General features: G+C 66.3%; 14 protein-coding genes. 2 read left to right on the top strand and 12 right to left on the bottom strand.

The window, feature by feature from the left end; translation table 11 throughout:
• The 11 genes from tmk to H4O11_RS09040 all read right to left on the bottom strand — a co-directional run bounded on the left by tmk (position 1) and on the right by H4O11_RS09040 (position 9,907).
• Positions 1 to 666 (bottom strand): dTMP kinase, encoded by a 666-nt coding sequence (gene tmk / locus H4O11_RS08990; protein ID WP_182339083.1) that lies wholly within the window; start codon positions 664 to 666, stop codon positions 1 to 3.
• Positions 663 to 1,724 carry an endolytic transglycosylase MltG gene (gene mltG, locus H4O11_RS08995; protein WP_182339084.1) on the bottom strand — a complete coding sequence of 354 codons (1,062 nt, stop codon included), beginning with the start codon at positions 1,722 to 1,724 and terminating at the stop codon, positions 663 to 665. The genes tmk and mltG overlap by 4 nt, the downstream gene beginning before the upstream one ends.
• Before the next feature lie 120 nt (positions 1,725 to 1,844).
• Positions 1,845 to 3,209 carry an aminodeoxychorismate synthase component I gene (locus H4O11_RS09000; RefSeq protein ID WP_182339085.1) on the bottom strand — a complete coding sequence of 455 codons (1,365 nt, stop codon included), beginning with the start codon at positions 3,207 to 3,209 and terminating at the stop codon, positions 1,845 to 1,847.
• Between the two features lie 183 nt (positions 3,210 to 3,392).
• Positions 3,393 to 4,655 carry a beta-ketoacyl-ACP synthase II gene (gene fabF, locus H4O11_RS09005; RefSeq protein WP_182339086.1) on the bottom strand — a complete coding sequence of 421 codons (1,263 nt, stop codon included), beginning with the start codon at positions 4,653 to 4,655 and terminating at the stop codon, positions 3,393 to 3,395.
• A 147-nt stretch (positions 4,656 to 4,802) separates the two neighbouring features.
• Positions 4,803 to 5,042 (bottom strand): acyl carrier protein, encoded by a 240-nt coding sequence (gene acpP / locus H4O11_RS09010; protein ID WP_182339087.1) that lies wholly within the window; start codon positions 5,040 to 5,042, stop codon positions 4,803 to 4,805.
• A gap of 150 nt (positions 5,043 to 5,192) precedes the next feature.
• A complete protein-coding gene (gene fabG / locus H4O11_RS09015; RefSeq protein ID WP_182339088.1) occupies positions 5,193 to 5,936 on the bottom strand; it encodes a 3-oxoacyl-ACP reductase FabG in 744 nt (247 codons plus the stop codon).
• 82 nt (positions 5,937 to 6,018) lie between these two features.
• Complete coding sequence (fabD, locus tag H4O11_RS09020) at positions 6,019 to 6,963, bottom strand: ACP S-malonyltransferase (RefSeq protein ID WP_182339089.1); 945 nt, start codon at positions 6,961 to 6,963, stop codon at positions 6,019 to 6,021.
• Positions 6,964 to 7,159: 196 nt separating this feature from the next.
• A complete protein-coding gene (locus tag H4O11_RS09025) occupies positions 7,160 to 7,942 on the bottom strand; it encodes a BUD32 family EKC/KEOPS complex subunit (protein WP_182339090.1) in 783 nt (260 codons plus the stop codon).
• 74 nt (positions 7,943 to 8,016) lie between these two features.
• Positions 8,017 to 8,994 carry a beta-ketoacyl-ACP synthase III gene (locus H4O11_RS09030; RefSeq protein ID WP_182339091.1) on the bottom strand — a complete coding sequence of 326 codons (978 nt, stop codon included), beginning with the start codon at positions 8,992 to 8,994 and terminating at the stop codon, positions 8,017 to 8,019.
• A 90-nt stretch (positions 8,995 to 9,084) separates the two neighbouring features.
• A complete protein-coding gene (gene rpmF / locus H4O11_RS09035; RefSeq protein WP_182339092.1) occupies positions 9,085 to 9,279 on the bottom strand; it encodes a 50S ribosomal protein L32 in 195 nt (64 codons plus the stop codon).
• A gap of 115 nt (positions 9,280 to 9,394) precedes the next feature.
• Positions 9,395 to 9,907 carry a YceD family protein gene (locus tag H4O11_RS09040; RefSeq protein WP_182339093.1) on the bottom strand — a complete coding sequence of 171 codons (513 nt, stop codon included), beginning with the start codon at positions 9,905 to 9,907 and terminating at the stop codon, positions 9,395 to 9,397.
• A 115-nt stretch (positions 9,908 to 10,022) separates the two neighbouring features.
• Here H4O11_RS09040 and H4O11_RS09045 point away from each other — a divergent pair, with 115 nt between their 5' ends.
• The gene (locus tag H4O11_RS09045; protein ID WP_182339094.1) at positions 10,023 to 10,595 is read left to right on the top strand and encodes a Maf family protein; all 573 of its coding nucleotides are present in this window, start codon (positions 10,023 to 10,025) and stop codon (positions 10,593 to 10,595) included.
• Positions 10,596 to 10,686: 91 nt separating this feature from the next.
• Here H4O11_RS09045 and H4O11_RS09050 read toward each other — a convergent pair whose 3' ends face one another.
• Entirely contained in the window at positions 10,687 to 12,528 is a 1,842-nt protein-coding gene (locus H4O11_RS09050) for an ArnT family glycosyltransferase (RefSeq protein ID WP_182339177.1), read from the bottom strand.
• A gap of 67 nt (positions 12,529 to 12,595) precedes the next feature.
• Here H4O11_RS09050 and H4O11_RS09055 point away from each other — a divergent pair, with 67 nt between their 5' ends.
• Positions 12,596 to 13,522 carry an AAA family ATPase gene (locus H4O11_RS09055; RefSeq protein ID WP_182339095.1) on the top strand — a complete coding sequence of 309 codons (927 nt, stop codon included), beginning with the start codon at positions 12,596 to 12,598 and terminating at the stop codon, positions 13,520 to 13,522.
• Position 13,523 lies beyond the last annotated feature (1 nt).

The raw sequence follows: 13,523 nt of genomic DNA on the forward strand, positions 1-13,523 counted from the left end.
TCATCTGCCCTCCCCGGCCTGCAGCCAGCGCTCCACGTGCGCCACCACGTCGGCCGCCACGCACTCCTGTGCCTGCGCGGCGTCGATCAGCGCAAAGCGCTGTGGATCCTGCCGGGCACGCTCGCGGAACACCGCGCGTACGCGCTGGAAGAAGTCATCGTGCTCGCTTTCGATCCGGTCCGGCCACAGATCGCGTCCGTTGGCGCGTGCGCGGCCCACTTCCACGTCCACGTCCAGCAGCAGGGTCAGGCCGGGCAGCAGCCCGACCACGCGCCGCTCCAGGTCGGCGATCCACGCCGCATCCAGGCCACGGCCCCCGCCCTGGTAGGCGTAGCTGGAGTCGGTGAAACGATCACTGAGCACATAAGCGCCCCGACGCAGCGCCGGCTGGATCACCTGGCGTACGTGCTGGGCGCGCGCGGCGAACACCAGCAGCAGTTCGGCTTCGGCACTCAACGGTTCGGCAGCGATCTCCTCGTCCGGCTTCAACACCAGCGCGCGGATGCGCTCGGCCAGCGGCGTGCCGCCTGGTTCGCGGGTCAACAGCACCTCGTGCCCCTGCGCGCGCAGGCAGGCATGGATGGCGTTGATGGCAGTGGTCTTGCCAGCGCCCTCGCCGCCCTCAAGGCTGACGAAACGCGGATGGCGCAGAAGCGCTGGACTCATTGCGCTGGGGTCTCCTTGCGGCGGTTCTGGCGCAGCTGCTGCAGGTAACGCGCCACGGCGGCGTTGTGCTCGGCATAGCTGGCCGAAAATACATGGGCGCCACTGCCATCGCCCACGGCGACGAAGTACAGCGCGTTGCCCGCCGCCGGCCGTGCAGCGGCCATCAGGGCATCGCGGCTGGGCATGGCGATTGGCGTCGGGGTCAGGCCGACACGGGTGTACGTGTTGTAAGGCGTATCGGTGGTGAGATGGCTCCTGCGGATGTTGCCGTCGTACGCCATGCCGATGCCATAGATCACGGTCGGATCCGTCTGCAGGCGCATCCCCATCTTCAGGCGGCGTGCGAAGACGCCGGCGATCTGCGGACGTTCGCTGGCCAATGCGGTTTCTTTTTCGATGATCGAGGCCAGGATCAACAGTTCGTACGGCGAGCTGATCGGCAGGTCGTCGGCACGCGCTTCCCACGCCGCCGCCAGTGCCTCTTCCATCGCCGCGTGTGCACGCTTGAGCACGTCGGCGTCATTGTCGCCACGTTGATAGACGTAGGTCTCCGGCAGGAAACGCCCTTCCGGATGCTGTCCATCGAAGCCCAGCCGCTGCATCAACGCAGCATCGTCCAGGTCATCGGTGGTGTGCACCAGCGGCTGCGCACGCTTCAGCGCCGCGCGTACCTGGCGGATGTTCCAACCCTCGACGATCGTGATCCGGTGCTGCAGCACCCGGCCCTGGCGCATGCGCATCAGCAGTTCGCGTGGGGTCAGGTTGGCATCCAGCGCGTACTCGCCGACCTTCAGCTTGCCTGCCGCATCAAGCTGGCGTGCCAGCACCTGCCACTGCGCGTCCTGGCCTTCGTCGACACCGGCCTGGCGCAGCTTGCCGAGCACGGTATTGAAGCCATCGCCACTGGCGATGACCACGCTCTGCTCGCTGGGGGTCAGCCGGGTGTCGGCGAACTGCACCTGCTGGTAGTACAACCAGGCACCCGCACCGACCACCACCGCGGCCAGCAGCACCAGCACCGTCACCACCAGCAGACACCCGCGCTTGGCTCCCGCCATGGACTACCTCGAAGAAGAATTCAGGGGTGCAGGATACCGCGTGGCGACAAACCGTAGCGCCGAGCCATGCCCGGCGAAGGCAACGGTGCCGGCCAGCGCCCGGCACCTGCCGGGGCGCCCTCAGCCCTGCTGCCCCAGCGCGCGCATCAGGCCACGCGCCTTGGCGCGGGTTTCGTCCAGTTCCTTGTCCGGGTCGGAGTCCACCACGATGCCGGCACCGGTGCGGAAGCTGACCCTGTCGCCGTCCACTTCAGCGGTGCGGATCAGGATGTTCAGGTCCAGGTCGCCGTCGCGGTTCAGCCAGCCGAAGGCGCCGGTGTAGGCGCCGCGCTCCACCTGCTCCAGCTCGCTGATGATCTGCATGCAGCGCACCTTGGGACAGCCGGTGATGGTGCCGCCGGGGAACGTGGCGGCGATCACCTGCCCGGGGGTGACGTCATCGCGGAGATGGCCACTGACGTTGCTGACGATGTGGTGCACGTGGGCGTAGCTTTCCACCGTCATCAGTTCGTCCACCACCACGCTGCCGGGCGTGCAGATGCGGCCCAGGTCGTTGCGCTCCAGGTCGATCAGCATCACGTGTTCGGCGCGTTCCTTCGGGTGCCCCACCAGTTCCTGGATGCGCGCGGCATCGTCGTCGCCATCGAAGCGTGGTCGCGTACCGGCAATCGGCCGGGTCTGCGCGTGACCGGCGTGCACCGACACCAGGCGCTCCGGCGAAGAGCTGACCACATGGCGGCCATGTCCGGTGAACAGCCCGGCGAACGGTGCGGGGTTGGCACGACGCAGCTGCGCGTAAAGCGCCTGCGGGCACACCGGCGCGGCGAAACGGGCGCACCAGCGGCGCGACAGGTTCACCTGGAACACGTCGCCGGCACGCAGGTAGTCGATCACCGTGCGCACGCCGTCGGTGAATCGCACCGGCTCATCCTCGTCCACCGCCAGCGGCGGCTGCCAATCCTGCCCCGCCGCTGGCAACGGCCGCGACAGGTCGTCCTGCAACTTCGCCAGCAGCGCTTCCTGCCCCGCCTCGGCCAGCAGGTAGCTGCGCTGCGCCTGGTGGTCATGCAGCACCGCCGCGGGGCAGCGCAGCGCAAGCGCCGTGGGCTGGCCGTCACGGCGTGGCATCGGCGGCAGCACCGGTTCAATCTGGCTGGCCACTTCGTAATCCAGCAGCAGCGCCCAACCGCCCCGGAACGGTAGCGCCCGGTCCGCAGCCGGCGGTAACCGTTCGGCCTGCCAGGCGGCATCCAGCACATCGAGGAAACGACCGTCCTGCACACGGCCGTCGTGGTCGCGCACCCGTCCATCGGCATCCAGACGCAGGAATGCCTCCCCAGCCACCAGCAGCAGGTCCCAGCGCCCCTGCGCGGTGCCTGATGCGGTGGATTCCATCAGCAGCGGGAAACGCGCCGGATTGGCCTGTTGCAGGGCAAGCAGGTCCACGGGCGCGGCCAGTGGCTGGATCAGGAGGGCATCGGACATGGGCGTGGCATCGAAGGTATGTAGCGCCGAGCCATGCTCGGCGGCTGTTTGCCGGGGCCGCTGCGCTCGCCGAGCATGGCTTGGCGCTACAGCACGCCTGCATGGCTCTGCGCTACAACACGGCGGGCAGGGCCCGGCGCTGCAACATCCAAGGCGATGGCCGGACGCCAACCGCCAAAGTGGTCAGACGCGCTTGAACACCAGCGTGCCGTTGGTGCCACCGAAGCCGAAGCCGTTGGACATCACCACGTCCACCTTGGCCTGGCGCGCTTCATTGGGCACGTAGTCCAGGTCGCAACCTTCGCCCGGCTGCTGGAGGTTGATGGTCGGCGGAATCACGCCGTCCTGCAGCGCCAGCACCGAGAAGATCGCTTCCACGCCACCTGCGGCACCCAGCAGATGGCCGGTCATCGACTTGGTGGAGCTGACCAGCATCTTGTAGGCATGGTCGCCAAAGGCGGTCTTCATCGCCATGGTTTCGCCGAGGTCGCCCAGCGGCGTGGAGGTGCCGTGCGCGTTGAGGTAACCGACCTGGTCCGGGTTGACGCCCGCATCCTTCATGGCCGCGGCCATGCAGCGTGCAGCGCCTTCGCCGCTCTCGGCCGGGGCGGTCATGTGGTACGCATCGGAACTGGCGCCGAAACCGGCCAGCTCGCAGTAGATCTTCGCGCCACGCGCCTTGGCGTGCTCGTACTCTTCCAGCACAAGGATGCCGGCACCGTCGCCCAGCACGAAGCCATCACGGTCCTTGTCCCACGGACGCGAGGCCTCGGCCGGTGCATCGTTGCGGGTGGACATGGCTTTCATGGCGCAGAAACCGCCCAGTGCGGTTGGCGAAGAGCCGCGCTCGGCGCCGCCTGCAACCATCACGTCGGCGTCGCCGTACTGGATCATGCGCATCGCGGTACCGATGGAATGGTTCGACGTCGCGCACGCAGACACCGCAGAGAACGACGGGCCCTTCAGGCCGGCGATGATGCTCAGCTGGCCGGGCAGCATGTTGATGATGGTCTTGGGCACGTAGAAGGGCGAGATCTTCTTGCCTTCGTGGAAGTCGATGGTCTGCTCTTCGATGCCCAGCAGGCCGCCGATGCCGGCGCCGACGATGGCACCGATGCGATCGGCGTTGCTGTCGTTGATTTCAAGGCCCGAATCGGCCAGCGCCATGAACGAGGCGCCCAGGCCGTAATGGATGAACGGGTCCATCTTCTTGGCGTCCTTGCCGGACACCCGATACTTGCCGAACAGTTCGTTGTCGGCGGTGATGTCGAATCCTTTGACTTCACCTGCAATCCTGGTGGTGAAACGTTCCAGATAGGAGTCCGCAACGTGGGTCAGCGGGCCGATGCCCGAGCGGCCTTCGGTGATGCCCTGCCAACTTGTGGCCAGGTCATTGCCCAGTGGCGAGACCATGCCCATGCCGGTAACGACGACGCGACGCTTCATTGCTATCTCCTGACCCGAAGGTGGTGCGGGTATGACGCGGGGTGTTGCTCAATTTAACCAGCGCAAATACACAGGGCCGCATGCGCGGCCCCATGGAGTGCCGTACGCGGGGCGTCCATGACGCCGCCGCGCACCAGCCGCCGTACATCAGGACTTGGTATGCGCCTTGATGTAGTCGATGGCAGCCTGCACGGTGGTGATCTTCTCGGCTTCTTCGTCCGGGATCTCGCACTCGAACTCTTCTTCCAGCGCCATCACCAGTTCAACGGTGTCCAGCGAGTCGGCGCCCAGATCATCGACGAACGATGCGGTGTTGATGACTTCTTCTTCCTTGACGCCGAGCTGTTCGACGACGATTTTCTTGACGCGTTCTTCGATGGTGCTCATGGGGTATCGCTCCAGATGGAGTAGTGGTTCAAAAAGACGCCATCGGTGGCGATGGCCGTGGGATAGTGTAGTGGAAACCGGTGGCGCCTTGCATGCGTGCAAAATACCATCCAGATCAACCACTTGCGGCGCAGTCCCTGCGCCCCGTGCTTACGGCATGTACATGCCGCCGTTCACATGGAGGGTTTCTCCGGTGATGTAGTTGGCTGCCGGGCTTGCCAGGAAGGCCACCGCATGGGCGATATCTTCCGGCGAACCCAGCCGTTCCAGCGCGATATCGCCGATCAGGGCGGCGCGCGCCTCGTCCGGCAGCGCCTTGGTCATGTCGGTGTCGATGAAGCCCGGCGCGACGACATTCACGGTGACGCCGCGCGAGCCGATTTCCTTGGCCAGCGACTTGGAGAAACCGATGATGCCGGCCTTGGCCGCGGCGTAGTTGGCCTGCCCGGCGTTACCGGTCACGCCGACCACCGAGGCGATGTTGATGATGCGGCCCTTGCGTGCCTTCATCATGCCGCGCATCACGGCCTTGCTGGTGCGGAACACACTGGTGAGGTTGGTGTCGATGATCGACGCCCAGTCCTCTTCCTTCATCCGCATCAGCAGGTTGTCGCGGGTGATGCCGGCGTTGTTGACCAGGATGCTGATCGGGCCGAATTCCTTGGCGATGTCGGCAAGCACTGCGTCCAGGGCTGCGGCATCGGTGACATTCAGCGCGCGGCCGTGGCCGCCCTGCGCTGCGAGTCGTTCGCCAATGGCGGCGGCGCCGGAATCGGTGGTCGCCGTGCCGATGACGGTGGCGCCCTGGGCGGCCAACAGATCGGCGATGGCGGCGCCGATGCCACGGCTGGCGCCGGTGACCAGCGCGATTTCACCCTGCAGGGGCTTGCTCATGTTGATGTCCTCGAAACGGTTCGGTCGCCCGCGCGCGGCAGCGTGCCGGAGCGGCACGCCACCTGCGGGAAACGGGAAGGGGTCAGGCCGACCATGCCTCGCGGGCAGCTTCAAAGTCGCCCGGGGTGGCCAGCGAACGGCCGTCGATGGTCTTGTCGATGCGCTTGACCAGGCCGGTCAGCACCTTGCCCGGGCCGCATTCGGCGATACGGGTGACGCCACGCGCGGCCAGCGCCTGCACGCATCCGGTCCACTGCACCGGCTGGTACAGCTGCTGCACCAGCGCCTGGCGGATTGCGTCCACGCCGTCATGCACCTTGGCGTCGACGTTCTGCACTACCGGCAGCTGTGGTGCCTTCCAGTCCAGCCCGGCCATGGTTTCGGCCAGGCGGTTGGCGGCTTCGCGCATCAGCGGGGTATGCGAGGGGACGCTCACCGCCAGCTTCACCGCCTTGCGCACGCCTTTTTCGGCCAACAGGGCCAGCGCGCGATCGACTGCCGCGGCATCGCCACCAATGACGATCTGGCCGGGGGAGTTGTAGTTCGCCGGCACCAGCACCTGGCTGCCCCTGGCTTCGGCGCAGACCGACTCCACCAGCGCGTCTTCGGCACCCAGCACCGCAGCCATCGCACCCACTCCGGCAGGCGCGGCTTCCTGCATCAACTGGCCACGCAGGCGCACCAGGTGGGCGCCGTCACGCAGGGTCAAGGCGCCAGCAGCGACAAGCGCGGTGTACTCGCCCAGGCTGTGCCCGGCCAGCACCGTCGGCTGCGTGCCACCAACCGCCTTCCATGCACGCCACGCGCCGATACTGGCCGCCAGCAGCGCCGGCTGGGTATATTCAGTGCGGTTGAGCATTTCTTCCGGGCCGCCCTGGGACAACGCCCACAGATCAACGCCAGCGCCATCGGACGCTTCGCTGAAGGCATCGCGCACCTGCGGGTGCAGCTCGGCCAGCTCGGCCAGCATGCCCAGCGACTGTGAGCCTTGGCCCGGGAACACGAATGCAAGAGTGGTGTCGGTCACGCGGTGATCCGCCTGGTTGAATCGAAGCACGCCATGATAAAGGCGATTGGCGCCTCCCGTCTGTACGTGCGCGTATGCAGGGGCGCGACATCGGCGGCCATCGGTCCGCTTGCCGGTAGCGCCGAGCCACGCCCGGCGTGGGCCACAGACGCCGCCAACAACCGCCGAACATGGCTCGGCGCTGCGGGATTGCGTGTCAGGTCAGCAGTTCCAGGATGTCCAGCTGGCCGTCGGCCAACCAGTCCACGCAGACTACAAGCACCATCAGCACGCCCAGCGTGGTCGCACCATGCACGATGAGGATGGCATGGGCCAGCGCACGCGCCGACCGCCCCATCTTCAGCGTGGCCCGGGCGAAGTGCTGCAGGCGGCCGGTCACTTCGTGGGCATGCGCGCGCACCGGTGCCTGCGCACCGTCCATCGCCGTGGCCATCATGGCCTGCAGTTGCTGTGGGCGATCTGCGTAGTACTTGGCTACGCCGTACCCGAACATCAGCCAATCACGTGCCTGCGCCTGTGCCAGGTCCATGACCTCCAGCGGATCTTCCTCGAAATCGATGAACCCGATCTCCTGGCCGTCCCAGGTAAGGTTGCGCGGCAGCGGCTGGCCGAAATACGCGCCACGCGCGTGTGCGGCGGCAATGGCACTCATGGCCATGGCCACCAGGCGGTCGCGGCCAGCGTCATCGGCCTGGCGCAGGCAGGTATTGAAGGAACTGCCATTGTCCCCCAGCACCAGCGCGGCACGGCCGCTGCCCAGCACCGCAGGCACATTGACGCCCTGCGCCTGCAGCTCGGCAAGGCGGCGTGCCTCGGTCTGGCGCGCCGCATCGCCACCACGGTGTGGTGGTGGGCGCAGGGCGTCGAGATGGAAGCGACGGGCGACGAAATTGAGCAGGCCCAGCGCCAGCGCGCGGCTGCTTTGGCCATATTGCTTCAGCCAGGCACGCTGGCCTTCGATGGTGATGGGCTCAACCATGGCGGTTCTCCAGAACGGGTTACGGCCCCGAATGGGGCCGTAACGACAGATTCACGTAGTCGTAACTGCATTAATCAATAGCGCAACAGCGCCGAACCCCACGTGAAGCCGCCACCAAAGGCTTCCAGCAACAGCAGTTGGCCACGCTCGACGCGGCCGGAACGAATCGCCACGTCCAGCGCCATCGGCACCGACGCCGAGGAGGTATTGCCGTGCTTGTCGACCGTCACCACCACCTGGTCCATCGACATGTCCAGCCGCTTGGCGGTGGCTTCGATGATGCGCAGATTGGCCTGGTGCGGGATCAGCCAATCCAGGTCGGCCTTGGTCATGCCGTTTGCGTCAAGGGTTTCGTCCACTACCGAATCCAGCGCCTTGACGGCGTACTTGAATACGTCGTTGCCCTTCATCAGGATCGCGCCACGGGCATTGTCGCCCTCGCCGAAACCGGCCGACACACCGACCGGGTTCCACAGCAATTCCTTCTTGCTGCCATCCGAATGCAGGTGCGTGCTGAGGATACCGGTGTCCTCGTCGGCCTTGAGCACGACAGCACCGGCGCCATCGCCGAACAGCACGCAGGTGGTGCGCTCGGTCCAGTCGACGATACGGGTCAGGGTCTCGGCACCGATGACCAGCACATGGCGCACGTCACCGGAACGAATGAATTTGTCTGCCACGCTCAGCGCGAACACGAAGCCCGAGCAGGCCGCATTGACGTCGAAGGCAGGGCAGCCGGTCGCACCGAGCTTGGCCTGGATCAGGCAGGCGGTGGACGGGAAAATAAGGTCCGGCGTAGTGGTGCCGACCACGATCATGTCGAGCTGGCTGGCATCGATGCCGGCCGCTTCCAGCGCACGCACCGCGGCGTGGTAACCGAGGTCGCTGGTGGTTTCTCCAGCAGCGGCGATATGCCGCTCCTTGATGCCGGTGCGCGACTGGATCCACTCGTCCGACGTCTCGACCATTTTTTCCAGGTCGGCGTTGGTGAGCACTTTCTCCGGCAAATAACTACCGGTGCCCGCGATCCTCGAGTAGATCCGCTTGCTCATCGACATTCCTGTTTCGCGGGAAACCGTCGCCGGCAACCCGGGGGGACACGACGAAGGCCGCTGCCTGGATGGCAGCGGCCTTCGCTCACATCAATCTTCTTCGACGGAAGAAGTCTTGGTCTGGATGACCTTCTTGCCGCGGTAGAAACCATCGGCAGTGATGTGGTGACGCAGATGCACTTCGCCGGTGGTCGGGTCGGTCGACAGCTGCTTGGCGCTCAGGGCGTCGTGCGCACGGCGCTGGCCGCGGCGGGACGGGGTAACACGGGATTTCTGCACAGCCATGGGATTGCTCCAAACTCGGTTCGATTTGCTTCGTCGTTTCGTCGCACAGGACGCCAGCGCCCAGCACACTTTTCGCTTTCGCCGCAGCCGCCGACGATACCCGGCTGCTGATTTCTCAGTCTTTCTTCTTCAACGCCGCCAACGCCGCGAACGGGTTGACCTTGTCGGTTTCTTCCTGCGTCGGCGCCCACTCGCGGTCCACTGCCTCGCCATAGGGCGACAAGGGAACCACAGGCACCGCCAACACCAATTCGTCCTCGACCATCTCCAACGGCGCCAGCTGGCCATCTTCGGGCACCAGCAACGCCTCGAAGTCCTCCGGAAGCGACGATTCCTCGTCTTCGTTCCGGATAAGGCCAAGCTTCTGTTCCATCTTCACCGGCAGCAGGAAACGCTGCATGCTGCGCTGGCAGATCAGCGGCAGCTCGGTCTCGACGGTCAATGTCGCATAGGATACCCGCAGGATGTCGTCGTGCGCGAATTCCAGCGCATAGGTGCACTGGCCCTCGGTATCGGCAACAAGCCCTTGCAGGCGGGTAAATTGAGCCAGATCAACCTGGCCGTCGAAGCGCCTTCGCGCTGCGACCATCCGCCAAGCATCCAGCGTTTCGGGCACGTTCGCGGACATAAGCCGCTGAATGTTAAGGATCACCGGGGCCGCTGTCAAATATCAGCGGCTTCAGGGTTGTCGCAGGCCTTGGCAACGGGCCAGACTGCCCTGCCCCTTGTCCTGTGAAACCCGCATGAGCGCACTGCTGCTGGCCTCGACTTCCCCCTACCGGCGCGAGCTGCTGCAACGGCTGCGCCTGCCCTTCGACTGCGCGCGCCCGGCGGTGGACGAAACGCCCCTGCCCGGAGAGGCGCCGGCGGCCTTGGCAGCCCGGCTGGCGGCCGCCAAGGCGACCGAGGTCGCCGCACGCCATCCCGGGCGCTGGGTGATCGGCTCGGACCAGGCCGCCGACCTGGAGGGCCAGCCGCTGGGCAAGCCGGGTAGCATCGAGTCCGCCTGCGCGCAGCTGGCGCTGATGTCCGGCCGCGCTGTCCGCTTCCACACCGCCATCTGTCTCACCAGGGACGGAGATAGATTCGATGCCAATGATGTGACGACGGTCCGCTTCCGTGCGTTGGCCACTGCGGAGATCGCCCGCTACGTGGCGGCCGAGCAACCATTGGACTGCGCCGGCAGCTTCAAGTGCGAAGGCCTGGGCATCGCCCTGTTCGACGCGATCGAGAACCAGGACCCCACCGCACTGGTCGGACTGCCGTTGATCGCGCTGTGCCGGCTGTTGCGCCAGGCGGGCTTTGCGGTGCCCTGATCCGGCGCCCGCTTGCGCAGCGCCGGGCATGGTCCGGCAGGCCGCGCCACGGCGAAGGGCCGCCGAGCATGGCTCGGCGCTACGGCGGCCGTCAGCGCATCGGCACTACGAACGATTGCTCCTGCCATGTTTCCACGCTGCCGTCGTTGCCATGCAGGCGCAGGCCCAGCCAATGCCGTCCCGGTGCCAGGCCGGAGGTATCGATGCGGGTGTCGAAGCCCACGTGTGGATGCTGCGCATCGTTTGATTGAGGCCAGGCCGGACGGATGTCGAAGCTGCGCCCATACACGGCGTCGGTGACATGGCGGCCATCGACCAGCACTTCGATGCGCGCCAGGCCCACGCCATCCTTGAACGCCCACCCGCTCACCTGCATGTCCACCTCGACACGGTCGCCGGCCGAGGGAGAATCCAGCCAGGCCATCGCCGGTGCCACGCAGGCGCCCTCGCTGCGCTGCGCCGGCAGGCGGAACAGCAGGAAACGCTGGAACCCGTGGTCGGTGCTGACCACGCGCGGCCCCGGCAAGGGCCCTACCTGGGCGCAGATGGCGTGGTAGCGATCCAGCAGTTCCCGGTACCGCTGGTCGCTGGGCGACAGCACCAGCAAACGGGGACCATTGCGCCGGCCGTCGTGCAGCAACCCCCACAGGCCGAGTTGCACGCTACGGCCATGCTTGTCGTTGAGCGGATGCGGCAGCACTTCGATATCGGCGTCCTCCAACTGGAATCCCAGTTCCGCGCCGACCTTGAAATTACCGGCCAGCAGCGTGGTGCCCGGCGGCATCTGCCGCAGTTCATCGCGCACTGCAGCCGCCAGCGGCTCCCAGCCGGCGAAGTTGCGCGGGTAGTACTTGTACCCGGCCAACTGCTCGCGCAACGCCGGCGAAGACGCCATCAAGTAATAGGCGAAGGCCAGCGTCAAGCCGACACCAGCGGTCCACCATGCGGTCCGCCGCAGCCAGCGCGGCCAGCCATTCAGCACCACCGGTACCGCCACCAGCATTGCCAGGTAGCCCGGCAATGGCCAGTGGAAGCTGATCCGCTCGACATCGGTGAAGAAACCGAGCAGGAAGATCGCCAGCGTCGACACCCCACCGACCAGGCCGAAATAACGCCATTGCGCGCGCGTGCCATCGCCGGCGCGGGTGCCGGCCACCGCCACCTTCCACATCGCGATGCACAGCAGCGGGGTGACCATCATCGGCTGGATCACCAGGAACCACAGCCCGGTCCATTCGAAGTCCCAGGGATGCCGCTCGACCACCTGGAACTTCAGCCCCGCTTCGTGATTGTCCGAGTTCCATGCCAGCAGCGGCACCCACGCCAACACGCCCACCGCCAATGCCACCCATATGCGCGGATCGCGCAGCATGCGTCGTCCCTGTGGCATCAGCAGAAGGGCAATGAAACCCACCGCGATCACCCCGATGAAACGGTAATGGCTGAGCGCGCCCACCATCAGGCCGAACGCCAGCTTCACCGCTGCAGCCGCGTCGACATTGCGCAGCAGGCGCGCGCCGGCATCCAGGCACAGCACTGCCGCCATCGCCATCGGCACATCCGGCACGGCCATCATGCCCAGCGTGGCCGACAGCGGCATCAGCAGCGTCAGGCTGCCAGCCTGCCAACCTGCCACGTTGCCGAACCAGCGCGTTGCGATCCGCGACACCGCCCATGGCAACCACGCGCCGATGGCCAGGAACGGCAGGCGCAGGCCCAGTACATGGTGTCCACCCACTTCCACGCCCAGCCGCGCCAGCCACGCGGTCAGCCCGGGCAGGTCCGAATACGCGGCGGCCAGGTGCTGGCCTTCCTGCCAATAGAACGCCTCGTCGACGAACAACGGCAGGCGCGCGGCCACGACCAGCTTCGCTGCCGTGACCAGCGTCCATAGACACAGAAATATGGTGCGTGCGCGTTGTTCGCCCTGCATTGCTCTATAGAATCGAAGGAAGACCGAGCCAGAGACGACGATGGAATCTTCGCCCCCCACGTTCTGCATGCTAACCGATGAGCTGCGCCAGGCACTCCACGATGCACAGGAACAGGTCAACGCCCTGGTGCTGGGCAAATCGCACGAAGTGCGCCTGGCCTTCGTCGCCCTGCTGTCCGGCGGGCATCTGTTGATCGAGGATCTGCCTGGATTGGGCAAAACCACCCTGGCGCACGCGTTGGCCTGCAGCCTGGGGCTGGGCTTCCAGCGAGTGCAGTTCACGTCGGATCTGTTGCCAGCCGATGTACTGGGTGTCTCCATCCTGGATTCCGGCAGCCGTGAGTTCACCTTCCATCCGGGCCCTGTGTTCACCCATGTGCTGCTGGCCGACGAAATCAACCGCGCCCCTCCGCGCACGCAGAGTGCGCTGCTGGAAGCCATGGCCGAACAGCAGGTGACGCTGGATGGCCAGACGCATGCACTTCCCGATCCGTTCTTCGTCATCGCCACGCAGAACCCGGTGGATCTGTCAGGTACCTTTCCGTTGCCCGATTCGCAGCTGGACCGTTTCCTGCTGCGGCTGGCCATGGGCTACCCGAACGTGGATGCCGAACGCGAACTGCTGCGTGGCATCGATCGCCGCGAACTGATCGCGCGTGCCACGCCACGGCTGGACGACAGGCAAGTCCGCGAACTGCGACAGGCCGTGCTCGACGTACATGCCAGCGATGCCCTGGTGGATTACGTGCAGGCACTGCTGACGCGCAGCCGCCAGCACGCGGGCGTACGCGTGGGCCTGTCGCCGCGTGCCGGACTGGCGTTGCTGCGTGCGGCAAAGGCCCATGCGCTGTTGCTGGGGCGTGCACACGTGGTGCCCGAAGACGTGCAGACGTTGTTCATCGGCGTGGCCGGGCACCGGCTGGTGGCCGAGGCCGAATCCTCGTCCGGCCCCGCATTGGCGCGTGCCATCCTGCAGACGGTGCCGGTGGATTGAA

The sequence above is a fragment of the Stenotrophomonas tumulicola genome (genome assembly GCF_014117215.1).
Classification (GTDB): Bacteria; Pseudomonadota; Gammaproteobacteria; order Xanthomonadales; family Xanthomonadaceae; genus Stenotrophomonas; species Stenotrophomonas tumulicola.